Genomic DNA, 25,112 nt, shown 5'->3' with positions numbered 1-25,112 from the left:
CCCTCCCGCCCGACGCATTTTTTCAAGGGCACGTCCAAGATGCCCGAAAAAATGTGAAAATCCGTTTCATGCCCCCAACCCGCCGTTTTCGTAGCGCGCTGACTCTGTGCCGTGTGGCGCTGCTATGCCTGGCTTGCGGGTGGAGCGGCAGCTCGGCGCTGGAGATCAACACGGACAGGCTGCAAAGCCTGTCCGCCAGCCGCTACGGCGCCAAGGGCGCAAAGTCCGTATCGAACTGGCTGCAATTGCTGCGCAGCCCCGCTCCGGCATCGGATCGCGACCGCCTCACCGTCGCCAACGACTTCTGGAACCGCGCCCTGCTCTCCGGCGAGGACTCCATCATCTGGAAGCAGGCCGATTACTGGGCCACGCCGCTGGAGTCGCTGGGCCGGGGCGCCGGCGATTGCGAAGACTATGTCATCGGCAAGTATTTCACCCTGCTCTCCATGGGGGTGCCGGCCAACAAGCTGCGCTTCATCTACGTGCGCGCCCGCATCGGCGGCGCGGCCAGCAGCAGCCAGGTGGCCCACATGGTGCTGGGCTATTACGAAACCCCGAATGCCGTCCCGCTTGTGCTGGACAGCCTGATTTCAACCATCCTGCCGGCCACGCAGCGGCGCGACCTGACGCCGGTGTTCAGTTTCAACGCCGACGGCGTCTACGTGGACGGCAAGGCGGCCGCGCCTGTCGACCGCCTCAGCCGCTGGCGCGACCTCCTTCAACGCATGGAACGGGAAGGCATCCGCCCCTGACGTCCGGAAACAAGATTATGTCCATACTTCGACAGCTACTGCTCAGCGTGACCCTCGCCATCAGCGTCATCTTGCTGGGAACGCTGGCGCTCAGCGTCAACTCGGCGCGCGAGTACCTGTCGGGCCAGCTTCAGGTGCAAAGCACCGACGCGGCCGTATCGCTGGCCCTGTCCTTGTCGCAGCCGGCGAACAACGACCCGGTCGTGCAGGAACTGCTGGTGTCCGCGCTTTACGATGGCGGGCACTTTTCGCTGGTGCGCCTGACCGATCCCGACGGCAAGGTGCTGATCGAACGCCGGTCGACCGCCACTGCCGCGTCGGTGCCTGCGTGGTTCCAGGCGCTGGCGCCGCTGGATAGCCAGGCGGCCAGCCATGCGGTCAGCGACGGCTGGCGGCAGATTGGCGAAGTCACCCTGATCGCCAACGATGCCTACGCCTGGGAAGCCCTGTGGCGCAGCAGCCTGAAGATGATTGCGCTGGTGGTCGGCGCGGGCATCCTTTGGGCCATCTTCGCCTTCGTTTTGGTCGGGTGGATCAAGAACCGTCTGCTGCGCGAAATCAGCGACCACGTCCGCGGCATCGGCCGGGATGCGCCGGGCGAGCAGGTCGAGGCGCGGGTGCCGGAACTGTCCGGCGTGGTGCAGGCGTTGAACCAGACGCGCGAGCGCATTCACGCCAGCGTCGAAGAACAGAACGCCAAGATCGAGTCGCTGGAACTGGAGCTGAACCAGGACCCCGTGACCGGCTTGCCCAACCGCAAGTACTTCGTCAACGAGTTCCGTCGCGCGTTGGAAACCCGGCCTGCGGCGGGAACGTCGCGGATCGATGGCGGGCATGTGCTGGTGTTCCGCCAGCGCGACCTGGCCGACTTGAACCGCCACATGCCGCGCGAATTCATCGATCAGTGGCTGCGCACCGCCTGCGAACGCATTCAAGGCACGCTCAAACGCATGCACGTCGCCGCGCCCATGCTGGCGCGGCTGAATGGATCGGACTTTGCGCTGCTGCTGCCGGGCTGCGCGGCGCCCCAGGCCATGATGGTGGCCGAGCAGGTCCGGGCCGACCTGCATGCCTCGCGCATTCCCGTCGGCGAAGGTCATCTTTGCCGCTGGGCGCAGGCCATGACCGATTATGGACACGGCAGCCAGGCCGGCGCCGTGCTTGCCCGCCTGGATTTCGGCCTGATGCGCGCGGAAAGCGCCGGCAACGACCAGGTCGTCATCGCGGGCGCCACGGACACGCATTCGCCGTCGGAAGCCGGCGAGCGCGCCTGGAAGGACGCCATCCAGACGGCGTTGGAAGGCCGTCACTTCGAGCTGTCGACCGAACCCCTGCTGGCGCTGAATGGACGCGTCGTGCGCACCGAAGCCATGCTGATGCTGCGCACTGCCCCGGATCAGGAGCCGATTCCCGCCACGCTATTCATTCCGCCGGCGGTGCGGCTGGACCTGGTGGCCGAGTGCGATCTGGAAGCGGTGCGGCTGGGCCTGGAATGGCTGGCCAGCCACGCGGGCGAGCTCGCCGTGCGCGTGTCACTGCCGTCGCTGCGCGGCCAGAAGTTCCTGCGCCAGCTTGCGTTGCTGCTAACCGAAAACCGGCCGCTTGCGCGCCGCCTGTACGTGGAAATCGACGCGCACGGCCTGGTGGAATGCCACGAGCAGATCACTGCATTTGCCCGCGTCGCCGCGGAGTTCGGCGCCCATATCGGCGTGCGCCGGCTGGCGCAGCAGTTCGGCGCGGTGGCGCAACTGCACACGCTGCCGTTGTCCTACGTGAAACTGGGCGGGGGCTTCGTGGGCGGCATGTCGCAAAGCCCGGGCAGCCAGCAGCTCACGGCCTCGGTGCTGGAAACGGCCCGGTCGCTGGGGATTGCCGTCTATGCGGAAGACGTGCCGGACGCGGAAACCCAACGCATCCTGCAAGGGCTGGGCATCGACATCATGCGAGGCCAGGGCGTCAAGACGGCGAGCGTGGAGTAAGCGGGACGGTCCGGGCTGAGCCCGGCAAGCCGGCGGGCGCCCCAACCGGAGCGCCGCGCCCCCCGCGCGATCAGCGCGCGGCTTGTCCCTTGGACTGCTCGTAAAGCGGCATCACCTTCTGCGCCGCCGTTTGCAGGTCGCTGATGCGCGAGGCTGCCGAGGGGTGGGTGGACAGGATCTCGGGCGGTGCGCTGCCCTGGCTGGCGGCGCCCATCTTCTGCCACAGCGTCACGGCCGCACGCGGGTCGTAACCTGCCCTGGCGGCCAATTCAACACCCATGCGGTCCGCTTCGGTCTCGTGCGTGCGGCTGTTGGGCAACGTGAACATCACATTGGTCAATTCGCCGCCCAGGTCCGACGCCGCCGACGATCCGGTGGCAATGGACAACACCTGCAGGCCCAGGCTGGTAGCCATCTGCTGGGACACGCGCTCGCGGGCGTGTTCACGCAACGCATGGGCGATCTCGTGGCCCAGTACCGCAGCCAGCTCATCGTCGGTTGGGTTGATCTTCGAGATCAGGCCGGTATAGACCGCGATCTTGCCGCCGGGCATGCACCAGGCGTTGACCTCGTCGCTGGACAGCACGTGGACTTCCCATTTCCAGCTTGTGGCATCCGGACGGAACACGCCCGCCTGCGCGATCAACCGCTGCGAGATGGCGCGCACCCGCGCCACCTGCTTGGCATCCTTGTCCAGCAAGCCCTTGGACTTGGCCTGCTGCAGGATCTCGGCGTATTGCTGGGTTGCTTCCTGTTCCAGCGCCTGCGAAGGCACCATGCTGGACATGTACTGGGTGCGGTTGACGCCCACGGCGCCCGACTGCGTGGTGTTCATGCCGGTGCAGCCCGCCAGCACGGCCAGCGACAGCACGGCTCCGGCATTGCGCAGAAAATGACGCTTCTGTTTCATGTCGGCCTCCAAGCCATTTTCAACAACGGAAAAACGTATCAGACCGCGGCGGCGCCGCACTGCCCGCGATGGCGCAGCGCGTGGTCGATCAGCACCAGCGCCAGCATCGCCTCGGCGATCGGCGTGGCGCGGATGCCGACGCAGGGGTCGTGACGGCCCAGCGTCTGCACCATCACCGGCTCGTTGGCGCGGTTGACCGAGCGGCGCTCGACGCGGATGCTGGAAGTGGGCTTGATTGCGAGCGACACGGTGATGGGCTGCCCGGTGGAGATGCCGCCCAGCACGCCGCCGGCGTGGTTGCTCAGAAAGCCATCGGGCGTGATTTCGTCGCCGTGTTCCGAGCCGCGCTGCGTGATGCAGTCAAAGCCTGCGCCGATGGAGACGCCCTTGACCGCGTTCAGGCCCATCATGACGTGGGCGATGTCGGCATCGAGGCGGTCATAGATGGGTTCGCCCCAGCCGGCCGGCAGGTTTTCGGCAACGACCTCGATGCGCGCGCCGATGGAATCGCCGTCCCGGCGCAACTGGTCCATGTAGGCTTCCAGTTCGGGCACGACCTCGGCGTTGGGCGCATAAAAGGGATTGTTGGGCACTTCGTCCCACGAAACGAACGGGATGGCGACGGGGCCGAGCTGGCTCATGTAGCCGCGCACCTTGACGCCGTAGTGCTCGGACAGCCACTTCTTGGCGATGGCGCCGGCCGCCACGGTGGGCGCGGTCAGGCGGGCCGACGATCGTCCGCCGCCGCGCGGGTCGCGCACGCCGAACTTGTTCCAGTAAGCGAAGTCGGCGTGGCCGGGCCGGAAGGTGTCCTCGATATTGGAGTAATCCTTGCTGCGCGCGTCGGTATTGCGGATCAGCAGGCCGATGGGCGTGCCGGTGGTGACCCCTTCATAGACGCCGGACAGGATCTCGACCTGATCGGCTTCCTGGCGCTGCGTCACATGGCGCGAGGTGCCCGGGCGGCGGCGGTCCAGTTCGAACTGGACGTCGGCCGCAGTGAGGGCCAGCCCCGGGGGACAGCCGTCCACGACGCAACCGATGGCCGGCCCGTGGGATTCGCCGAAATTCGTGACGGTAAAGAGAGTACCTAGGGTATTGCCGGGCATAAGGAGTCAACAGGTCGGGTTTGCAAGCAACCCCGATTATGACACCGCCGCAGCCAAAGCCTGGATTTCGGCGGCCGGCGCAGGCCGTCCCAGCAGAAAACCCTGCATCACCCTGCATCCCAGCGACTTGAGGATTTCGCGCTGGCCTTCCGTCTCGACACCTTCGGCCACGACCGGCAGGTGCATCGCCTGACACAAGCCGAACAGGGCGGAAACCACCTCTCGGCTGCCGGCGTCCGATTCCAGCGCGGAAATAAAGCTGCGGTCGATCTTGACCCAGTCGATGGGCAGATGGCGCAGATGGTTCAGGCTGGAATAGCCGCACCCGAAGTCGTCCAGCGCCACCCCGATACCCATGTCACGCAGCGTGTTCAGGATCTTCACATGCCGCTCGTAGTGCAGGATGAAGATGGATTCGGTGATCTCCAACACCAGCTTGCAAGGCGACAGGCGGGTGGCGGCCAGCACGTCCGACACCAGTTGAACCAGCCCGTCCTCGTTCATCTGCTTGACCGACAGATTCACGTGCACGCGCCACGCAGCCGGCCATAGCGCCGCCTGCGAGCAGGCTCGCTCCAGGATCCAGGCGCCCAGCGGCACGATGAGGCCGCTGCGTTCGGCCAGCTCGATCGTCACGGCGGGCGACACGCTGCCCAGTACGGGGTGATGCCAGCGCAGCAGCGCTTCGCACCCCTGCACCACGCCGCTCGCACTGTCGCAGACCGGTTGGTAATAGAGTTCGAACTGCTCCATGGCCGGCGTTGTCAGGGCCAGCCGAAGGTCGTTTTCCAGGCCCTGCTGGTCCCGCTGACGTGCCAGCAGCCGGAAGTCGAAGAGATTCCACCCCTGGCCACCCTGATCCTTGAGCGGCACCATCGCGACCTGCACGCAGCGCTGCAATTCCTCGACGCTGCGGCCGTGGGCCGGGTACAGAGCGGCGCCGATGCGAAAGACGGCAATAAGGGGACGGGCGCCCAGTTCATAAGGCACGCTCAGGTCGGCCAGCAGCTTGGCAGACACCTGGGCAGCGCCCTCCTCGTCAACGCCGGGCACGCAGACGGTGAACGAGTCGGTCCCGGTGCGTGCGGCCATGCCCCCGAGCGCGCGGGCAACCAGGCTGATGCGATCGGCCACCTGAACCAGCAGCGCCTGATCTTCACCGGCCCGCAGCATGGCGCTGATCTGGGCATAGTGCTCGAAGCTGACGAGAAAAAAAGCGCCGCGCCGGGTCGTGCCCTGCGGCTGGCCCAGCCAGGCGCGCACGCGACGATGCAGCTCCTGCTGGCTAAGGAGGCCGGTCAGTTCATCCCGCGTCAGGCGTCGGCGCAGCGCGCGCTCGCGGCGGAAGAACAGCAGACTGATCGCTGCAAGTGCGCCCGCGAGCGTCAGGCACAGTGCGAGCAGGTAACTCTCACGCACGGAGCCCCCTATCCATAAGCCCCCGGCGTTGCGGCCCGACCACGGGCCCGGGGGCTGTAACATATTTTAAATTATGCATTGTTTTCGCAAAAAAACGCCACATTTCGGAGGCAACGCGCCCCTTTTATCCGGACTTTCCTTGGATCCTTGTTGCTCGCTTCGGTCATGGCGGGGCCCCTGGACGGCGATCGCTGGCCGGTCCTTTCGCCATGCCTCGGTCCATCTACGACACCGCAACCCGAAAAATTAATACGCAGTGTCTCAATAGTTCTCACCCGGACCATTCTCACGAGCGAAATAATTACACACCTTGTCTGATATGACCGAGGATTTCGTAATATTCTGTGCGTTCTGTGACAACCTCTGTTTCCCGCATCCGCATCCTTGACGGTCGTTTCGTAACGTGTGTCACGTTTGATAGCCAGGTTTTTTTATCCCGCGCAGGCGCCCTTGCCGCCTGATGCCCGTTGAAGCCGCAGTGGACACCTGCCCGCGTCCGCTGCCGCGTATACCCAGACAGGGACTCGCAAGTACATGTCCACATTACGCCGGCTGCTTTTCTGCTCTGCCCTTCTGATCGGCTTCATCCTGCTCGGCGCGCAAGCCCTGGGGATGCTGGCGGCGCATCGCTATCTGAATACCCAGCTTGCCCAGCAAAGCGAATCGGGCGCCAACGCGCTCGCCTGGGCGCTGTCGCACAGCACGGGCAGCCATCGAGAGCAGATCGAACTTGCCGATCAGCTGTTTGGCCAAGGCCTGTATTCGCTGGTCAATATCACGAACGAAGGGAACGCGATCCGCGTGGAGCGCCGCACCGGACCCGCGGCCGGTCCCGGCCAAGAGTCCGACTGGCGCGCCGCGTGGCTGAACATGGAGGCGCCCGCGGTGTCGCGGCCCTTCGTCATTCCGGGCGGCCAGGCCAAGGGCGTCCTGACGGTGCAGGCCGATGCGCGGATGGCGCGCGACACCCTGTGGCAAGGCGGCGTCCGGGTGCTGGGCCTGGTGCTGGCGGCCGCCGCATTCTGGGCGCTTTTCGCGACGAACCTTGTCCGCTGGATCGAAGCCCGCACATCCCGCGACATCTGCGAGCGCGTGCGCGCGCTGGCGCCGGGCGCGGACTCGCAGCTGACCGGCTCATGCGAAGTGCCGGGCGTGGACCAGGCGCTAGTCGATGCGCAACGCCGCGTCGCCGCCACGGTCGAGGAACAGAATGCCCGCATCGAATCGCTGCAAAGCGAGATCTACCGGGATCCCATCTCCCGCCTGTCCAACCGCAAGCATTTCGTCGACCAGTTCCGGCTGGCGCTGGCCGACAAATCCGATGACGCCGGCGGCCATCTGCTCATGTTCCGCCAACGCGATCTGGCGCAGATCAACCGCCACCTGTCGCGCGCCTTCACCGACCAGTGGCTGCGCTCCTCGTCGGACCGCCTGCGCAAGCTGGTGCAGGAATTCGGCGGCCCCGGGACGCTGATTGCGCGCATCAGCGGATCGGATTTCGCCTTGCTGCTGCCGCGCACCTCGGCGCCGCAAGCCAGCGTGCTGGCCGAGCGCGTGCGCCGCGAACTGCGGTCGCTGCGCGTGCCCATGGACAAGTTCGGCTGGTGCCGCTGGGCGTTGGCCATGGCCGCATTCGCGCCGGGCGACAACATGAGCGACATCCTGGCCCGCCTGGACCACGCGCTGATGTGCGCCGAAAGCGCCGATGACGACCAGATCACCCCGGCGAGCCAGGCCGCCGACAGCACCCGCATCGGTGAATACAGCTGGCACGACGCGTTGATCACGGCGCTGGAGCAGCACCGGTTCTCGCTGTCGGCCCAACCCTTGCACGACCTGACCGGCGCGCTGCTCCAGCACGAGGCCAGCCTGACGCTGCATGACCTGTCCGGCACCGATCCCGTGCCTGCCTCGATCTTCATGCCGCCCGCCGTACGCCTGGGGCTGTCTGCCGAATGCGATATCCAGGCGATTCGCCTGGGCCTGGACTGGCTGTTCACGCATGAAGGCGCGCTGACCGTGCCGGTGTCGCTTGCCACGCTTGCTCAAGGCTCATTTTTCGGACGCCTGGAACGCATGCTGGCCGACCGGCCCACGCTGTCGAGCCGGCTGATCCTGGAAGTCGAAGCCGCGGGCCTCGTCGAACAAGGCGCCGACGTGCGCCAGCTCTGCGACATCGTCACCGGCGCCGGCGGGCGGGTCGGCGTATCGCGGCTGTCGCAGCAGTTCGGCGCCATGGAGCACCTGCACGAATTCCCGGTTTCGTACGTGACGCTGAGCGGCAGCTTCATCAGCGGCCTGCTCCATAGTCCCGGCAGCCAGCATCTGGCCGCTACCGTCGTCGCCACCGCGATGACGCTCGGCATGTCGGTCCATGCGGCCGACGTGCCGGACGCCGCCACGCAGCTCATCTTGGAGGGAATCGGCGTCCGCGCGATAAGCAGCGCTGTCGTAAACTCCGCCCACGCGCAAGACCTCGCGCACAATCATCAATGGGTTCCTAGTTGACGGAAGGATTGTTTCTTCGCACCCGCTGGCATTTTCGCCACCTGCGCCCCAGCCGTCCCGGCGTGTTCCGGACATCCGTCTGGCCGGGATTCGGCCTGTTGCTATGCGCCCTTTTCTGGCCTGCCCATGCGCTTGCCTACGGACTGAATGCCGGATACCACGGCCTGCACGCCGGCATGACTGCGGGCGTCGCGATCGCCTGCGCGGTGACGTGCGGCGTGGCCTGGGCGCACACCCGCAACGCATTGTTCGCGGCGGGCATGATCTTCGCGCTGCTCGAAGGACTGTTCCGCTCCCTGCCCGAGCTGATGCCGCCCGGCGCGCTGCAGGCCGCGTCCTACGCCGCCTTGCTTGCCCTGACCGCGCCGCTGTTGCGGGGATCACGCCTTGCGGCCGGTTTGGGCGCCGCATGCCGGTGGATCAGCATCTTGCTGTCCGGGCTGGCCGCCCTGGCGCTGATCTTTGTGTACGAAACCGAATCCGGCGTGCTGCCCGCCTCCATCGCTGGCGTGTGCGCCGCGCTCAGCGTGCCGTTGGCGATTTGGTTTGTGGCCAGCGCGATCCGGCAGCGCGCCGGCCGCCCGGCCAGCCTGACGCTGGCGCTTGCCTATGCCGTATCTGCCTGGGTTCTGGGACACGACGCCTGGCACGCTGGCGGCGCGGACGCCGCGGGCGCCAGCATGGAAGTGCTGAGGCTGATGTTGGTGTCGGGCGCGCTGCTCTGGGTTGCCCTGGACGCCTCCAATACCGCCGCGTCCGCCCGCAAGACCGGCGCCGGCTCCGACGCCGAACATGTGGCGCAAGGCGAACTGCGGCTGGCGGAACTGGCCGGCGCGCTGGACGCGCAGCGGCAGATGAACGCACTGATCTCGCACGAGCTGCGCGCGCCGCTCGCCACCATCAGCGCCGCCGCGCAATCCCTGGACATGATTCTGTCGGACAGCGGCGAAACCGTGGACACGCGGCTGGCGCGCATTCACCGGTCTGTCGGAAGGATGACCGAACTGATGGACCAGTTGTTGAACCAGGACCGCCTCGAGGAACACGCCTGGAGCCCCCGCGGCGAACAGACCGACATGGCCGATCTGGTGCGCGACGTGGTGAACGCCATGCGGCCGGATACCGCGCACGCGCTGGTGCTTGAAGCGCAAGCGCCGCAACCGGTCTTTTGCGATCGGCCGCTCACCAGCGTGGTCGTACGCAACCTGATCCACAACGCCATCAAGTATTCGCCGGCCAACGAGCCCGTGCGGATCGAAACGGGGCACACGCGCATCGGCGAAACACCCATGACCTGGGCGGCCGTCGTGGACCGTGGTCCCGGCATCGAAGAAGAAGAACAGGCCCGCATCTTCGAGCCGCGCTTTCGGCGGTCCGCGCATCGCGAAACCCAAGGCATGGGTATCGGCCTGTATCTGGCCCGGCGCATCTGTCAAAGCCAGGGCGGATCGCTGACGATGCAGAGCAAGGTGGGCGTGGGCACGCGCTTTGTCATCACCCTGCCCTCAAACGGCCCGACGGCCTAGACGCCGCCCGGGCGGCGGCCTGGATCAGGCCGCGAACACGTAGCCCTGGCCGCGCACCGACAACACCGGCAGCTTCAGGCCCGCGCTTTGCGCCTTGGCGCGCAGACGGCTCACCAGCACGTCGATACGACGCAACTCAAACCCGCCCGGGCTGTCCGGCAGGAAGAGTTCGGCCAGCGCCTGGCGGCTGACGGCGCTGCCCGCGGCGTCCATCAACGCCACCAGGAACGTCCGTTCCTGCGCGCTCAGATGCAGCGAGGCGCCGTCCGGCGCCACCAGAATCCATCCGCCGTCCTGCAACGACCAGTTCGTGTCCGCCGACGCGCGCGTTTCGGCATCGGCCGGACGCGGCGCCTTGGCCAGACGCATGCGGCGCGCCAGGCTGCGAATGACGGAGCTTAGCTCCAGGAGGTCCACCGGCTTGGTCATGTAGACGTCGGCGCCGCCTTCCAGGCCGCGGACGCGGTCCTCAAGGGCGCTGCGGCCCGTCAGCATGACGATGCCCACGGGGCTCAGGGCGCGCAGGCGGGTCGCGACGGAAAAACCGTCTTCGCCGGGAAGATGGGCGTCCAGGATGACGATGTCGCAGGGCTGCTCCTGCAGCCGGCGGTAGAACGCGACCGCATTGTCGCAAGCAAACGCCACGCGAAAGCCATAGCCGCCCAGGCCTAACGCCAGTTCCTCGCGGAAATCGGCGTCGTCCTCAAGCAGACCAATACATAGCAAACCATCTGCACCAGGCATATTCAGAGTGCTTTACCTTGAAATTGTCGACAAAAACCCTGGAGCGCCCACGCAAAAAAAATGCCCCCGAGCCGGCAATCTTACGACTTTTACATTAGAAACGAATGATTGCAGTGAAAAAAACGGCGATATTTCACCTTTTTACCCAAGCTTTTTCTTAATGCCGGGCTTCCAGCCAGATTAATGCCACCGACAATATCGCAAAATCGCACTCAAGACGAACAGCTCACTTCGATTCCGCCAGCCCAATCCGGCGGCAAACCGGCGTAGCGTTCATAGCCGTCCTGCGCCACATAGGGATTGCGCAGCAGTTTGATGAGGGTATCGATTTCGCTGGCATCGCCAACCTTGGCCGCGCGAATCGCTTGTTCGGCCAAATGATTGCGCAGTACATATAGCGGATTGACGCCATTCATGGCGGCCGCCGTGTCCGCGGCCGACCTGCCCTGCCCGCCATGACGGGAAATCAGTCGGTCAAGCCAGGCGCCGGCAGCGGGCCGATCGATAAATAAATCCACAAATCCGCTGCGCTGGCCTTGTATCGCATCGGCCAGGCGTCGCCACGTCAGCGTGAAATCCGCCTGATTCGCGTCCATCAGTTTGAGCAGATCATCCAGCAGCGCCTCGTCGTCGGGCTGCCAAGCCGCCAATCCCATCTTGGCGCCCATTTTGTCGTGGAAGGCGCGCGTGAAAATGGATTCGTATTCATCCAGCACGGCACGCAAGGCATCGGCGTCCTGCACCAGCATATGCAGGCTGCCGCCCAGCCGATACAGATTCCAAAGCGCCACGGAAGGTTGCCGGTTCCAGGAATAACGTCCTTCGGTATCCGAGTGGTTGCAGATATGCCCCAGCCGGAAACCGTCCATGAAACCAAACGGGCCGTAATCCAGCGTAAGTCCCAGGATGGACATATTGTCGGTGTTCATGACGCCGTGGCAGAACCCGACGGCCTGCCAATCCGCCATCAGCAATGCCGTGCGCCGGGTGACTTCCCGCAGCAGATTCACGTATGGCGCGGTCTCGGATGCGGGCTCGCCCGCCTGCACGTCGCGGCTTGCGGGGTAGTAGCGGTCAATCACATAATCGGCCAGCGTCTTGAGCAGGTCGGGCTGACGCCGCGACGACCAGTGCTCGAACGAGCCGAACCGGACGAAACTGGGCGACATCCGGGTCACGATGGCCGCCGTCTCGACGGTCTCGCGCATGACCGGATCATCGGACACGACCAATGCCAGGGCGCGCGTGGTCGGCACGCCCAGCCCGAACATGGCCTCGCTGGCCAGGTACTCGCGCACCGACGATCGCAACACCGCACGGCCGTCGCCCATCCGGGAATACGGCGTCATGCCGGAGCCCTTGAGCTGCAGTTCCCAGGCGCCCGCGGGCCCCTGGATTTCACCCAGCAGATGAGCCCGTCCGTCGCCCAATTGCCCCGCCCACACGCCGAACTGGTGGCCGCTATAGACGGCAGCCAGCGTATCGCCGCCCGGCAATGGCTGGGTGCCGGAAAAAACCTGCAGGAATTCGGGGGTGGTCAGCACCGACGGATCCAGGCCGATCAGGGCGGCGGCCTGCGAATTGGCGTGCAGCAGGCGGGGATTGTCCAGCCCCCGCGGCGCCAGCCGGGTGTAGAAGGTCTCGGGCAGGGCCGCAAACGAGTTGACGGCTTGCAGTTCGGACAGGGACAGGGCGGTCATGCGCGTTGCCTCCGGGCGGCGCGCTTGGCGGGCCGCACATAGAAAATGGCGCTGAGGAAAAACGTGGTGGACAGGATGATTTCGCCCCACGCCATCAGGACGGACAGCGGCGCCGGATCCGACATGGCGCGCACCACGCCTTCCATCAGATACAGCAGCGACAGCATGGCCGCCCACTGGTAGGTGTAGAGATTGCCGCGCACGATGCCGCGCAGCGGAAACGCCAACGGCAAGGCTTTGAGCAGCATCCAGGAACCGCCCGGCCGCACAGGCGCCACCACGGTTTCCCAGGCGACGCACAGCACGATCAGGGCAAACAATGAAACCGAGGCCACGAGGCGCAGGCGGGGGTTGAGTTCGGGATTCATGCTGCTATTATCGCCTGATGAATCGCCCCGCCGAGCCCGCCGCCGCTACGCCGGCGGTCAAAGAACGACCAACCTCGCGCATTTCCCGGGTCGCGAGGACCGGACGCGTATTTCGTTTCGTCGTCCAACGCGCCAACGAAGAAAAGCTGCTGCAGGTCGCCTCCAGCCTGACCTTCACCACCGTCCTCGCCATCGTTCCCATGCTTGCGGTGGTGCTGTCGCTGTTCACGGCGTTTCCCGTGTTCCAGGAGTTCCGGGTTGCCCTCGAGGACTTCCTCACCACCAGCCTGATGCCGCCGTCCGTGTCGGACAACATCATGGACTACCTGAACCAGTTCGCGCACCAGGCCTCGCGCCTGACCGCCATTGGCGGGGCATTCCTGCTGGTCACGTCCCTGCTGCTCATCATGACGATCGACCAGGCGTTCAATGACATCTGGCGCGTCTCGCGCCAGCGCCCCCTGCCGCAACGAGCGCTGGTGTACTGGGCCATCATCACGCTGGGCCCCGTGCTGGCCGGCGCCAGCCTGTGGGCCACCTCGTTCGTCGCGCGCGAATCGCTGGGGCTGATCAATGACGTGCCCGAAGTCATCAGCGTGGCCGTCTCGTTCATCCCCCTGGTGCTCACCGGCCTGGGATTTGCGGCGCTCTTCGTCGTCGTGCCCAACCGCGAGGTGCTGTGGCGCGATGCGCTGATCGGAGGCTGCGTCACGGCCATCGTGCTGGAAATCATGAAGTCCGCGTTCGCCTTCTACCTGACGCGGTTTCCCACCTACACGGTCATCTACGGCGCCTTCGCCACCCTCCCGATCTTCCTGCTGTGGATTTACCTGTCCTGGCTGGCCGTCTTGCTAGGCGCAACGCTTGCCTCCAGCGCGCCGCTCATCCGGCTGGGCCGCTGGCACATCAATCGCTACCCCGGCGCTTCGTTCGTCGACGCGCTGGACGCCCTGCGCGCGCTGCGCCGAGCGCAGCTTTCCACGCCGGGCGGGGTGTCCGCCAGCTTGCTGGCCTCGGAATTGCGGCTGCACCAGGACGAGCTCAACGAAGTCCTGGAAACGCTGAGCGCGATGGGACTGGCCACCCGCAGCCCGGAAGACAATTGGATGCTGACGTGCGATGCGCGCGAGACCTCGCTGGCGCCGGTCGTGGATCGCTTCCTGCTGGACCGCAGCCAGCCGCGCGTGCGCAACGACCCCGACATCCTGCGCATCGCATCGTCCGTAAATTCGCCGCAAACCACGCCAACGCTGGAAGAACTCTGCGGAGAAGCGCAAAATACCGGAAATGGCGTCGCACCAGTGCTGCAACTGGAAGCGAACAAGAAATAGCAAAGCATAGGGCGCAGTCCGCCCCCAGGAGATACCGATGTTGAAGGTCAGTGAGATTTTGCGCGTCAAGGGCGATACGCTCTACACGGCGTCGCCGGACATGCCCGTGGCCCAGGCCGTGCAAACCATGAGCGAGCAGGATATCGGCTCCCTGGTCATCATGGAATTCGGCACGTTGACCGGCATGCTCACGTTCCGCGAGATCATTCGCCACATGCACGCGCATGGCGGCGCCGGCGATACCACCATCAGATCCATCATGGACGACGCGCCGGTCAGCGTTTCGCCCAACACCAGCGCCGACGAAGTCCAGCGCCTGATGCTGGAAAAACACGCCCGCTATATCCCCGTCATGGACGGCCCCACCCTGATGGGCGTCATTTCGTTCTACGACATGGCGCAGGCCATCGTGGCGGCTCAGCAATTCGAAAACAACATGCTGAAGGCCTACATCCGCGATTGGCCCGCCGAAAGCGCGGAACCGGCCCAGTCCTGAACCAGCCGGCGCCCTTGCGGCGCCGGCTGCGGATCTACATCCCGGCGGGCGCGGCCTCGCGCGTGGCGTCGCGCGCGCCCGGCGCATGACGCTGGCTGCGCCACGCGTCATAAATCAGTTCCGGATTATTCGCGGCCAGCAGGGCCGGATCCGACAGCATCCGCCGCCATCGCCTTGCGCCCGACTGCCCGTTCACCAGCCCCAGCATCGGACGCGTCATCACGCGCAGTGGCACGCCCTTGGCCACCTGCCGCGCGGCGTATTCCGTCATGGCGTCCACCACCTGCGCATCGCTGGGCAGCCGCACCGACGGCCACAGCTGCATGGAAACCTCGGACAACACGCGCGGCGTATGCCAGGCGGCGCGGCCCAGCATCACGCCGTCAAAGGTTTCGGCCGCCTGCACCGACTGCCCGGCATCGGCCAGTCCGCCATTGAGCACGAACGTGCAATCCGGAAAATCACGCTTCAATTGCGCGACCACGTCGTAGCGCAGCGGCGGAATCTCGCGATTGTCCTTGGGTGACAAGCCCTTGAGCACCGCGTTGCGCGCATGCGCAATGAACACGCGGCAACCCGTGTCGTAGACCTTACCGACAAAGTCGCGCACGAACTCGTAGGATTCGTCGTAGTCCAGCCCGAGGCGGTGCTTGACCGTGACAGGGATGTCCACGGCGTCCTGCATGGCCTTCATGCAGTCGGCCACCAGCGCCGGCTCGGCCATCAGGCAGGCGCCAAACGCGCCCTTCTGCACCCGCTCGGACGGGCAGCCGCAATTCAGGTTGATTTCGTCATAGCCCCACTGCTTGCCAAGCTTGGCCGCATGCGCCAGCGCATCGGGCTCGCTGCCGCCAAGCTGCAAGGCGACCGGATGCTCGGCTTCGTCAAAGTCCAGGTGGCGGGCCACATTGCCATGCAGCAGCGCACCGGTGGTGATCATTTCGGTGTACAGGCGGGCACGGGGCGCCAGCAGCCGGTGAAAGTACCGGCAATGGCGGTCGGTGACGTCGATCATCGGGGCGACGCAGAGCCGCCAGTCGGGGGAGTCCAAGAATCACTCTACAAAACAAGGGGATGCGGTATTTTACGGTGCTTGGCGACATTGTGCCCGCCGGGCCCGGGCACCCGTGGCCGAATCGCTGCCGAAGGCCGCCCGCCATGTGGTCTAAAATTGCGGCGCCGCAACCCTGCACGCCCGTGCGCGCGTCCGTTCAACCCTCATACCGAAGATCCATGGCCGTATTCACCCCCGTATCCGATGACGACGCGCGCGCCCTGCTGGCGCATTTCGATCTGGGCGAGTTTGTCTCGCTTCGAGGCATTACGGCGGGTATCGAGAACACCAATTATTTCCTGCACACGACGCGTGGCGAATATGTCCTGACGCTGTTCGAGGTGCTGACGCACGCCCAACTGCCCTTCTACATCGAATTGATGTATCACCTGGCGGAGCGCGGCATCCCGGTGCCGCAGCCGCAGACCCTGCGCGACGGCACCCGGCTGACCACCCTGCACGGCAAGCCTTGCGCCATCGTGTCACGCCTGCCGGGCGGCTACGAGCCTGCCCCGGGGCCCGCCCACTGCGCGCTCGCTGGCGCCACGCTGGCCCGCGCCCACGTCGCGGCGCAGGACTTCCCGATCCACCAGCCCAACCTGCGCGGGCTTTCCTGGTGGCTGGAAACGGCGCCCAAGGTCATGCCCTTTCTCAGCCCGGCCCAGGCCGAGCTGCTGACCTCGGAACTGGCCGCGCAGCAGGCCGCCGTCAAGACGCCCGCCTGGCAGGCCCTGCAAAGCGGACCGGCCCACTGCGACCTGTTCCGCGACAACGTCCTGTTTGCCGGCACGTTCGAGAATCCGCTCATGGGCGGCATCATCGACTTCTACTTCGCGGGCTGCGACACCTGGCTGTTCGACGTGGCAGTCAGCGTCAACGACTGGTGCATCGAGCGCGACACCGGCGAATTCATCCCGGAGCTGGTGCAGGCCTGGCTGGCCGCCTACGCCTCGGTTCGCCCCTTCACCGACGCCGAGCGCGAAGTCTGGCCCCAGATGCTCAGGGCGGCAGCCTTGCGCTTCTGGCTGTCCAGGCTGTATGACTTCTTCCTGCCCCGCCCCGCGCAGACGCTCAAGCCGCACGACCCGCGCCACTTCGAAAGAGTGTTGCAAGCGCGCCACCGCTCGGAACTGCCCGTCTTGCCGTAATCGCTACGCCCCCCATAATGGGAATAGCGCCCCCTTTTTGAAAGATCTCCCCCTTCAGAGAGCCATGCAAGCAGCATTTCTACCCGCGACGTCCGGCTGGCTTTGGGTCCGCGACGGATTCCGCCTGTTCCGCAAGCAGCCCCTGGCCATGTTCACCTGGGCCATGGCCATCAGCCTGCTCGTCGTCTTTGCGTCGGCCACGCCGCCAGTCGGCCCGATGCTCGTCGTGGCCCTGATGCCCATCATCACGCTGATGACATTGTCCGCGTGCAAACATGTCGAGGCCGATCGCATCATGCTGCCCTCCATGTGGGGCAAGCCGCTGAAGCAGCCGGGCGTATTCCGCAAGCTCTTCCTGATGGGCGTGCTGTATGCCGGCCTTTGCCTGGTGATGGGCCTGGTCATCTTCCTGCCCTTCTCCGACGCCATGATGGAAGGCATGCGCATCGCCTCGGTCGAAAAAAGCATGGAACCGATCCTGTCAGCCATGGCGCTGCCGCTGATGCTGTTTGCGATCTGCTACGTGGTGATCGCGGCGCTGTTCTGGCATGCACCCGTGCTGGTCGCCTGGCACGGCCTGCGCCTGACCCAAGCCCTGTTTTTCTCCGGCATTGCCTGCTGGCGCAACAAGCTGCCGTTCCTGGTCTACGGGGTCTGCTGGATCATGGTCTTCCTGTTCATCGACCTGTGCGCCGGGCTGCTGGTCGCCGTCGGCCTGTCGCCGCAGATGGCCGGCACGCTGCAGATTCCGTTCAATATTGCCGCCGGTGGCGTGCTTTACTGCAGCTTCTATCCGGCCTACACCTCCGTGTTCGGCATCAATAGTTCCAGCACGCATCTCGACAACGGCAACGGCGCGCAGGCATAACGCCACCCGCCACGGCGCAAGCGCCCGGCGCAATCGCACGACCCGGCCGTCCCGGCCGATGAACGCCACGTCGATGGCATAACGCATGCCGAAGGTATGCACCGCGGCACAGGGAATCAGCATCACCCCTGTGCGCGGCCCGGGCGGGGCCCGCCCCAGCAACCCGCGCATCCGCCCCCACCACCGCGTTACCGTCAACAGCCGCAGGCGCCCCTGGTGCAATCGCGCGGGGCGGCTCATTGCACGCTCTGCAGCAACTGCATCGCGATGGGAAACGCCAGCACGATGAACGTGCAAGGGAAAATGCAGCCGATCAACGGCAGCAGCATCTTCACCGGCGCCTGCATCGCCAGTTGCTCGGCCCGCGTATGGCGGTCGCTGCGGCACTGCGCCGCCTGCGCGCGCAAGACCGGCCCCAGGCTCGCTCCCAGTGCCTCGGCCTGCGCCAGGGCCGCCGCCCAATTGCGCGTCAACGGGCTGTTGCTGCGCTCGGCCAAGGTCTTGATCGCCGCGGTTCGGGAAACGCCGGCGCGCATCTCGGCCAGCGCATCCGCCAGCGCGTCGCGCAGCACGCCAGGCGGCCCGCTCTGCGCCGCCAAATGCAGCGCGCCCTGCACGCTCAGTCCGGCCTCGACGCACAACGTCATCATGTCGAACACGAAGGGCAAGTCCCGTTCGATGGCGCGGCGCCGCTGCGTGCCCAAGCCTTTCAACCACGCCGCCGGCGCCACCCCGGCGGCCAGCGCCGCGGCAGCCGTCCAGAGCACCCACGATGCGGAGCCGGGTGCAGCAAGCGCCACCGCCACGGCGCCGGCCACGCCACCGGCAGCGGCGGCCGCGCTACCGCACAACGCCGCGATGTGCGCATACCCGACTCCTGGCGGCAAGGCCGCCCGCTCTATTGCCCGGTTCAGCCGCAGCCGCCAGCGCCAGGCGCAAAGGGGACCCGCCAACGGCGCCACCGCCACGATCCACGGCCATGCGGCGCGCCACCACCACGGCATCGCACGCTCGCCGTTCTGTTCCTGCCGCAGCAACGGACACAACAGCACCCACGCAAGCCAGGCCGTTCCCGCCGCCGTCGCCGCCATGCCCACATAAAGCCACATCCCGCCCCCTTTCAGATATCGATCCGCATGATCCGCCGGATCAGCAGCACGCCCGCCGCCTCCAGCACCGCCACGATGGCCAGGACACCCCATCCCATCGGCGTATGCCACAACAGACTCATGATGTCGGGCTCCAGCCGGTCCAGCACCGCCAGCAGCAGCAAGGGCAGCGCGCCCACGATCCAGGCTTGCAGCCGCCCCTGCGAGGTCAGCGCCAGCAGCTTCGCTTGCAATTGCAGGCGAGCCCGCAGTGTCTGCGCGATGCTCTCAAGGGCCTCGGCCAGGTTGCCGCCGGTTGTTGCCGCGATGCGCATGGCAGCCACCACCAGCGAGGTCGAATCGGCCGGCATCCTGGCCTGCAGGTTGCCAAGCGCAACCTCCCATGGCACGCCAAGCCGCTGTTCGCGCAGCATCAGACCAAACTCCTGCGCCAGCGGCGCGCTGCTCTGTTCCACCACGTGGCGCAGGCCGGTCGTCATAGCCACGCCAGCCCGCAGCGCGGACGCCAGCATCAACAGCGCCATCGGTAATTGCGTTTCAAAGCGCCGTGCACGCCGCCGCCGCAGTCCGTCAACGACCGACCGCGGCAGGCGCGAGGCCGCCAGCGCGAACAAGGCCGCGAGCAACGCGCTTCCGGTGGCCGAGAACGCGGCCGCCGCGGCAGCCACCCCGCAGATGATGGCGCCCGCCCACAGTTGGCGCGGGTCGATGAAGAGGAACACCTCGCTCAACCGCACGCCCGCATCCTGCGTGTAGACCTCGCGGTATCGCCGCAGCGCGGGCGCAAACCAGTTCTGAGCGCGCCACGCCAGCAACCCCGCGCACAGCATCGCGGCCGCCGCCGCAAGCCAGATCATGGCAAGCCCTGCGCAAAGGACGCAACGCCCGGCGCCTGACCCGCCAAGTCCGAAAACCAGGTGGCGTCCAGGCTCACGCCCTTATCGGCCCAATCGCGCGCAAAGCCGGGCAGCGCGCCGCATCCCCGAAATCCGTGACTGCGGTCAAACCCAAACAAGTCCTGCAATTGGATGCGGCCGCTTTCCATGCCCGACACTTCGACGATCGACGTGACCACGCGGCGGCCGTCCGCCAGTCGTGCCTGCTGCACGACCACGTCCACGCTGGCGGCAATGTGCTCGCGGACCGCGGACAGCGGCAGGTCAAGCCCTGCCATGAGAATCATGGACTCCAGCCGGGCCAACGCATCGCGCGGAGAGTTGGCATGCAGCGTCGTCAGGGAACCCTCGTGCCCCGTGTTCATGGCCGTCAGCATGTCGAACGCCTCGGCGCCGCGGCATTCGCCCACGACGATGCGGTCAGGCCGCATGCGCAGCGCGTTGCGCACCAGTTCGCGGATGTCGATTCGGCCTCTGCCTTCCTGGTTGGCCGGCCGGGCCTCCAGCGCAACGAGATGCGCATGGTTGAGCCGCAATTCCGCAGCGTCTTCGATCGTGACCACGCGCTCGCCGTCCGGAATCTCGTTCGACAGGATGTTCAGCAGCGTGGTCTTGCCCGCCCCCGTCCCCCCGGAAACGACCAGGTTCTTGCGCATCCGTACGCACAGGGCCAGAAACTGCGACATCGCGTCGCTCAGCGCGCCCAGCGCAATCAGATCGGGCATCTGCGGCCGACGCTGCGGAAACTTGCGTATGGTCAGGCTGGCGCCCTTCATCGCCACCGGCGGAATGATGGCGTGGACCCGCGAGCCATCGGGCAGCCGCGCATCCACCATCGGCGAGCTTTCGTCGATGCGGCGCCCCAAGGGCGTGACGATGCGTTCGATTACCCAGCGCACCGACTGTTCGCTGGTGAATGCGGCCTGCTCCCGCCACAGGCGCCCCGCACGCTCGACATAGATTTCGTCGTAGCGGTTGACCATGATTTCCGTGATGTCGGGGGCCGCAAGCAAGGGTTCCAACGGCCCGAGCCCAACCGCCTCATCGAGCACCTCGCGGCACAGCGCCGCCTTGTCCGCATGGGGCGGAAGTTCGGCGTCCGTGGCAACGATCTGGACCAGAAGGCGCTCGGCTTCGGCACGAAGCATCCCATCGCTCATCCCCGCCACGTCGCGCCGTCGCAGGTCCAGCGCGCTCAGCAAGGCCGCGTGAAGACGTCGACGGTCGTGCAGCCGATGCGGGGTGCAGGGCGGAACAACTGGCGGCGCAATGCTCCGGTCATCGCCCATCGGCCGGATTTCCGGTTGAACCGGGTCTGATGACACCGCATCCGCACCGTCAAGAGGCGAGGCGGCCTCGGCTTTCCGCATCGACACGCGCAGCCTGCAAGGCCCGATCAGGATCTCGTCTTGAGGCTGTACCGGCGCATGCCGCACGATCCGCACCCCATTCACCATCGTGCCTGCCAGCGTGCCCAGGTCTTCCAGGACGATTTGATCCGCTTCGCACAGAAGCCGGGCGTGCTGACGTCCGACTCTCCAGGTGGGAATCCGCAATCCGCACTGAACGCCCCTTCCGATCAGCACCGGCGCGCGCAGCGTGAGCTGCTGCTGCGCGGCGTCCTCGAAGGTCAGTTCAAGGGTCAGTTCAACGTTGAGCATCGCGCCCCTCCGGAAAAGTTGAATCGGCCTCGGCAGACGTCAGTCCCCACTGCGAACCCGCGCCCGAGTAGGGATCCCAACCGATCGCGTCCGAAGGAACCGCCGTCCCGAGGCGGGGAGGATCGGGAAACGCCGCCTGCAGCGTCTCTCGCCCGCGGCGTATGCGATCGGCCATGGCGGGCTCTGCTTGCGACACGATCTTGGGCGTCACGAAGATCGCCAGTTCGGTCTCGCGGCGTTGATAGCGGGTCGAGGAAAACAACGCGCCCAGGATCGGAATGTTGCGCAGCCCCGGCAGACCGCTGACGTCGGTGCCCTGCTCACGCGATAGAAACCCGCCGATGACGAGCGTGTTGCCCGAACGCACGTTGAACTCGGTGGATGCGCGGCGCGTGCGCAGCGCCGGGCCGCCGGGAAGGCTGAGCGACGTGTCGACCGAACTGGCCTCCACCTCGATCAAGGACCGGATGACCCCATTGCGATCGATCCGAGGCGTGATGTTCAGCGACACGCCGTAGGGCTTGAACAGCGTGGTGGGATTGCCCCGTGCATCCGTGGAGGCATAGGGCACTTCCCCACCCGCGAGAAACGTCGCACTGGCGCCGCTGCGCGCCAGCAGCTGTGGTTGCGCAAGCATTACGGCTTCACCCGTTTGCGCCAGCGCGGCAATACGCGCCGAAAGCAACGCATTGACGCCGAAGTAGCCCGCGGCCGACGCGACCGGCGCGGCCGTCTCGATGATCTGCTCGCCAGGGCGTGTCATGCGGCTGCGCGATCCCCCATCCCAAGCGAGGCCCGCATTGAGGCCACCCTGCGTCATGCCATCCCAGCGCACGCCGAACTCCTGCAGCCGCGATGTGGGAATCTCGACCACCTGCACGTCCAGCAGCACCATGCGGTCCCATCCGACCTGACCCGTGAAATCCACGACGTCCGGATACCGGTCCACCAGCGCCGCAATGCGCGCGCGATCATCGTCGGACAGGTCATCGCCTTCGATGACGATGCGGCCGCCCACGTTCGAGCTGCGCGCCCCCGGGATCCGGGAGAGCAGACTCTGGACCTCCTCGCGCAGTTGTGGCGTGCCGGCAGGGACCACACGCAATTCGTAGGCCGCCACGCGATCGCGTCCTGCCCACACATGCACGGACGACACGCCTTCGGCTCGCGCAAACACCACGACCTCGCGCCCTTCCGCCGCCACGGCGCTGGCTACCTGACTATTGCCGATCGCGACGCGCCGCACGCCGGGGTGCGGCAACACACGCGTCTCGCCGACTTGCAGTTCCAGCGTCTGGGTGTTGGACCATGCAGGCAGGCTGCACAGGCACAGCAGGATGGCGAGCAAGCTTTGAATTCGGTTCATGGCCGCTCCGCGTCAAAGCCTGCCAGTGCATCCAGGCGATCACCGTAAACGATGGCGACACCGGGCACGGGCTTGGGTTCGGCGTCCAGTCCCATGAGGGAAGCCAGATCGCTTTGTGCAGCGGGGTTTACGGACGCGGCGTCGTCGCGATGACGCAGCATTGCGGTCAGCACCCCAGCCTGCCGCGCGGCAATAAACCGCATGGCTTGGTCAGGCGTCGCGGCCAGGGTGATGTTGCCCGCGCCGTCGTCGCTCATGGCGGTAAGGACTCGCATGCTCTGCAGCACCGGGACGGTGAGTTCGCGTTGGCGATGATTGAACGTCACGTAGATATCGATGGCATCGCCGCCTTTGAGCATGTCTGCAAGCCCGCCAAGGTCTGCCGCGTTGACCGTGAACGCGCGCTGCCCCGCTTCAAGCCGCGCGGCCAGCGAAGGCTGCGGCGGGTCGTAAGTCATGAAGCTTCTCAGCAAGGGGTCTCCAAGCGCCAGATCGGCAAGTAGCGTTGCGCCCAGCACGCTGCCCAGCTCCATCGGGTCGACGCTGGCGCCAGGCGCCCAGGGCTGCGGGATCTTGCGCACGGCCAGATGCACCTCTTCGAGCAATGTGCCGGCCGGCAGGTCATAGGCCGCCACAAGACGGCTGACCAGCGGCGTCTGCGCCTCGGCTTCCAGGGCCTGCACGCGCTGCTCGACGTGCTCGCGCACGGCCCATGCGGCGACCAGGCCCGCCAGCACCGCCAATCCATACACGCCGGTACGGCGCAACCGCTCGGCGCCGCGAATGATCCAGGGCTTCATGGCGCCCACCCAAGGGCTCGCAGCCCGCTGCCGCCTTCCACAGGCACCAGCCAAAGCTTCATCCGCTCCCGTTCACGCGACCACCATTGGCCTGCGCCTGCGGAGGGCGCGCCTCGCCCCGCGGTGGCCGCTGACGCCGCCATCGCGGCCCCCTCACTATCCGGGTCGCCCTGCGGCCGCCATCCCGTACGCCGCAACGCGGCATCAAGCAGTTCAGCCAGCTTTTGAGGCGGCAATGCGTACTGCCAGATCCGGTCGGAAACCTTGACGCCGGATTCCATCACTGCAACGTCCGACCTGACGCGCGCGCCCTTTGGCAGCCACCCCGGCAGATGCGCGGAGGGCGCCGCACGCACAGAAATTGCCGAGAGGCTGCCGACGGTACGATCCGCGCCCGCGTTTTCCAATTGGGCCACCCAACGCTCATCGCCGACGCGGCCGGACAGGATGAGTTGCCCCGGCATCACGTGCAGATCCGCCAACGCAGGTTGCTGCGTGGCCAGCGTTCTGGCCACGGCCGATGGGCGCTGGGGCGCATCGAACACCCACACTTGCGCGGGCATGCCGTGCAGCCACAACCGATCCGCCATGCGTTCTCGCAAGGCCCCTTCGGGGAGCCGCAGACCCTCCAGACTGGACACGCCGCCTGATGCGCCCGCGCGTTCGGGCAACAGCATCAACGCACCGCACAGCCCGATGCCGACTGCAAGCAAGGTAGGACGGATTCGCATGCCCTGCCCTTCGCACACTTTTCGGACAAGGTTCATTTTCCGCCCTCCGAACGCCCGCCAAGCCGATCACCAGGCAGCACATCCCCCCACGCGGAAAGCCAATCCCGCGACAGCGCCGGCCGCCCCCACGGCGCCTCTGCCTGGCTGACGGGACGCTGCATCCTTTGCACCTCAGCCTGCGAGGTGCGGCTCGCTTGCAACCAGCCCGTTGGCGATGCCCCAATACGGCGTTGCGCATCCGCGTCGCCATGCGCATAGCCCGCGCCGTCTGCCACGCTGAGGTGACGCGAGACCGGCAGTCCAAACATGACATTGCCCGGCGGCGGCAGCGAACGCACTTGCACGGACAGCAGACGCATTGCCGCGCCAAACCATTCATCCTGCAACGCGACGCCTCCCGCAACGGAAGATCCAAGCCAGGGTTGGGCGCTGCCTTCCACGTCCATCCGCGGCGGCGCGCGAAGCGTCGCGGCCGGCTGCCCCAACGCCGCCGCCATGGCGGCCTGACGACTAACCTGGGTCGTGCGCTGTGCCGAAAACTGCATTGCGCCGATATCCGAGACCGCCCACAGCAACACGGTCAGGAACGGCAACATCAATAGCGCCTCGACCACCGCCTGTCCTTGTTCGTTTGATC

General features: G+C 66.3%; 22 protein-coding genes and 1 pseudogene. 8 read left to right on the top strand and 15 right to left on the bottom strand.

Annotation, left to right across the window (positions count from 1 at the left end; genetic code table 11):
- Positions 1-68: 68 nt before the first annotated feature.
- Positions 69-752, top strand: a complete 684-nt coding sequence (locus H4P35_RS08960) for a transglutaminase-like cysteine peptidase (RefSeq protein WP_056315781.1) — start codon at positions 69-71, stop codon at positions 750-752.
- Between the two features lie 17 nt (positions 753-769).
- Positions 770-2,731, top strand: a complete 1,962-nt coding sequence (locus H4P35_RS08955; protein ID WP_180100844.1) for a LapD/MoxY N-terminal periplasmic domain-containing protein — start codon at positions 770-772, stop codon at positions 2,729-2,731.
- A gap of 70 nt (positions 2,732-2,801) precedes the next feature.
- Here H4P35_RS08955 and H4P35_RS08950 read toward each other — a convergent pair whose 3' ends face one another.
- The 3 genes from H4P35_RS08950 to H4P35_RS08940 are packed head-to-tail and all read right to left on the bottom strand — an operon-like array spanning position 2,802 to position 6,169.
- The gene (locus H4P35_RS08950) at positions 2,802-3,641 is read right to left on the bottom strand and encodes a M48 family metallopeptidase (RefSeq protein WP_062842088.1); all 840 of its coding nucleotides are present in this window, start codon (positions 3,639-3,641) and stop codon (positions 2,802-2,804) included.
- 38 nt (positions 3,642-3,679) lie between these two features.
- On the bottom strand, positions 3,680-4,750 hold the full coding sequence (gene aroC, locus H4P35_RS08945; RefSeq protein ID WP_226848679.1) for a chorismate synthase: 1,071 nt from the start codon (positions 4,748-4,750) through the stop codon (positions 3,680-3,682).
- Positions 4,751-4,786: 36 nt separating this feature from the next.
- Positions 4,787-6,169 carry a bifunctional diguanylate cyclase/phosphodiesterase gene (locus H4P35_RS08940; RefSeq protein WP_226848678.1) on the bottom strand — a complete coding sequence of 461 codons (1,383 nt, stop codon included), beginning with the start codon at positions 6,167-6,169 and terminating at the stop codon, positions 4,787-4,789.
- 534 nt (positions 6,170-6,703) lie between these two features.
- Between H4P35_RS08940 and H4P35_RS08935 the strand changes: the two genes are divergently transcribed.
- On the top strand, positions 6,704-8,677 hold the full coding sequence (locus H4P35_RS08935) for an EAL domain-containing protein (protein WP_226848677.1): 1,974 nt from the start codon (positions 6,704-6,706) through the stop codon (positions 8,675-8,677).
- Positions 8,678-8,739: 62 nt separating this feature from the next.
- The gene (locus H4P35_RS08930; RefSeq protein WP_226848676.1) at positions 8,740-10,203 is read left to right on the top strand and encodes a sensor histidine kinase KdpD; all 1,464 of its coding nucleotides are present in this window, start codon (positions 8,740-8,742) and stop codon (positions 10,201-10,203) included.
- Between the two features lie 24 nt (positions 10,204-10,227).
- On the opposite strand, the gene H4P35_RS08925 is transcribed toward H4P35_RS08930, so the two are convergent.
- The 3 genes from H4P35_RS08925 to H4P35_RS08915 all read right to left on the bottom strand — a co-directional run bounded on the left by H4P35_RS08925 (position 10,228) and on the right by H4P35_RS08915 (position 13,015).
- Positions 10,228-10,947, bottom strand: coding sequence for a response regulator transcription factor (locus tag H4P35_RS08925; protein ID WP_043518814.1), 720 nt, complete (start codon positions 10,945-10,947; stop codon positions 10,228-10,230).
- 212 nt (positions 10,948-11,159) lie between these two features.
- Positions 11,160-12,647, bottom strand: coding sequence for a YdiU family protein (locus tag H4P35_RS08920; RefSeq protein WP_226848674.1), 1,488 nt, complete (start codon positions 12,645-12,647; stop codon positions 11,160-11,162).
- Positions 12,644-13,015, bottom strand: a complete 372-nt coding sequence (locus tag H4P35_RS08915; protein WP_056315766.1) for a DUF2069 domain-containing protein — start codon at positions 13,013-13,015, stop codon at positions 12,644-12,646. Before H4P35_RS08915 ends, H4P35_RS08920 begins: the two co-directional genes overlap by 4 nt.
- Positions 13,016-13,032: 17 nt before the next feature.
- On the opposite strand from H4P35_RS08915, the gene H4P35_RS08910 reads away from it, so the two are divergent.
- The gene (locus H4P35_RS08910) at positions 13,033-14,346 is read left to right on the top strand and encodes a YihY family inner membrane protein (protein WP_056315765.1); all 1,314 of its coding nucleotides are present in this window, start codon (positions 13,033-13,035) and stop codon (positions 14,344-14,346) included.
- A 37-nt stretch (positions 14,347-14,383) separates the two neighbouring features.
- Positions 14,384-14,842, top strand: coding sequence for a CBS domain-containing protein (locus H4P35_RS08905; protein WP_056315762.1), 459 nt, complete (start codon positions 14,384-14,386; stop codon positions 14,840-14,842).
- Positions 14,843-14,876: 34 nt separating this feature from the next.
- On the opposite strand, the gene dusA is transcribed toward H4P35_RS08905, so the two are convergent.
- Positions 14,877-15,857 carry a tRNA dihydrouridine(20/20a) synthase DusA gene (dusA, locus tag H4P35_RS08900; protein ID WP_056315760.1) on the bottom strand — a complete coding sequence of 327 codons (981 nt, stop codon included), beginning with the start codon at positions 15,855-15,857 and terminating at the stop codon, positions 14,877-14,879.
- A 218-nt stretch (positions 15,858-16,075) separates the two neighbouring features.
- Here dusA and H4P35_RS08895 point away from each other — a divergent pair, with 218 nt between their 5' ends.
- Together H4P35_RS08895 and H4P35_RS08890 are read left to right on the top strand one after the other, a co-directional pair.
- The gene (locus tag H4P35_RS08895; protein ID WP_152383934.1) at positions 16,076-17,044 is read left to right on the top strand and encodes a homoserine kinase; all 969 of its coding nucleotides are present in this window, start codon (positions 16,076-16,078) and stop codon (positions 17,042-17,044) included.
- 64 nt (positions 17,045-17,108) lie between these two features.
- Positions 17,109-17,912 (top strand): BPSS1780 family membrane protein, encoded by an 804-nt coding sequence (locus tag H4P35_RS08890; RefSeq protein WP_226848672.1) that lies wholly within the window; start codon positions 17,109-17,111, stop codon positions 17,910-17,912.
- Positions 17,913-17,918: 6 nt separating this feature from the next.
- On the opposite strand, the pseudogene H4P35_RS27260 reads toward H4P35_RS08890, so the two are convergent.
- The 8 genes and pseudogenes from H4P35_RS27260 to H4P35_RS08850 all read right to left on the bottom strand — a co-directional run.
- Positions 17,919-18,035, bottom strand: a pseudogene (locus H4P35_RS27260) (DUF192 domain-containing protein); the annotation flags it as partial.
- Positions 18,036-18,148: 113 nt separating this feature from the next.
- Positions 18,149-19,021 (bottom strand): type II secretion system F family protein, encoded by an 873-nt coding sequence (locus H4P35_RS08880; protein WP_226848669.1) that lies wholly within the window; start codon positions 19,019-19,021, stop codon positions 18,149-18,151.
- Positions 19,022-19,032: 11 nt separating this feature from the next.
- Positions 19,033-19,878, bottom strand: a complete 846-nt coding sequence (locus tag H4P35_RS08875) for a type II secretion system F family protein (protein ID WP_142049650.1) — start codon at positions 19,876-19,878, stop codon at positions 19,033-19,035.
- The gene (locus H4P35_RS08870; protein WP_226848667.1) at positions 19,875-21,578 is read right to left on the bottom strand and encodes an ATPase, T2SS/T4P/T4SS family; all 1,704 of its coding nucleotides are present in this window, start codon (positions 21,576-21,578) and stop codon (positions 19,875-19,877) included. The genes H4P35_RS08875 and H4P35_RS08870 overlap by 4 nt, the downstream gene beginning before the upstream one ends.
- Complete coding sequence (locus H4P35_RS08865; protein WP_226848665.1) at positions 21,565-22,944, bottom strand: type II and III secretion system protein family protein; 1,380 nt, start codon at positions 22,942-22,944, stop codon at positions 21,565-21,567. Before H4P35_RS08865 ends, H4P35_RS08870 begins: the two co-directional genes overlap by 14 nt.
- Positions 22,941-23,744, bottom strand: a complete 804-nt coding sequence (gene cpaB / locus H4P35_RS08860) for a Flp pilus assembly protein CpaB (protein ID WP_226848663.1) — start codon at positions 23,742-23,744, stop codon at positions 22,941-22,943. Before cpaB ends, H4P35_RS08865 begins: the two co-directional genes overlap by 4 nt.
- Positions 23,741-24,511 (bottom strand): hypothetical protein, encoded by a 771-nt coding sequence (locus H4P35_RS08855; RefSeq protein WP_226848661.1) that lies wholly within the window; start codon positions 24,509-24,511, stop codon positions 23,741-23,743. The genes cpaB and H4P35_RS08855 overlap by 4 nt, the downstream gene beginning before the upstream one ends.
- Entirely contained in the window at positions 24,508-25,071 is a 564-nt protein-coding gene (locus H4P35_RS08850; RefSeq protein ID WP_226848659.1) for a pilus assembly protein, read from the bottom strand. The genes H4P35_RS08855 and H4P35_RS08850 overlap by 4 nt, the downstream gene beginning before the upstream one ends.
- Positions 25,072-25,112: the final 41 nt, after the last annotated feature.

Source organism: Achromobacter sp. 77, from assembly GCF_020541125.1.
GTDB lineage: Bacteria > Pseudomonadota > Gammaproteobacteria > Burkholderiales > Burkholderiaceae_B > Achromobacter > Achromobacter mucicolens.
Note: the sequence above shows the minus strand (reverse complement) of the source record. Positions and strands in the feature narration are given on the sequence as shown.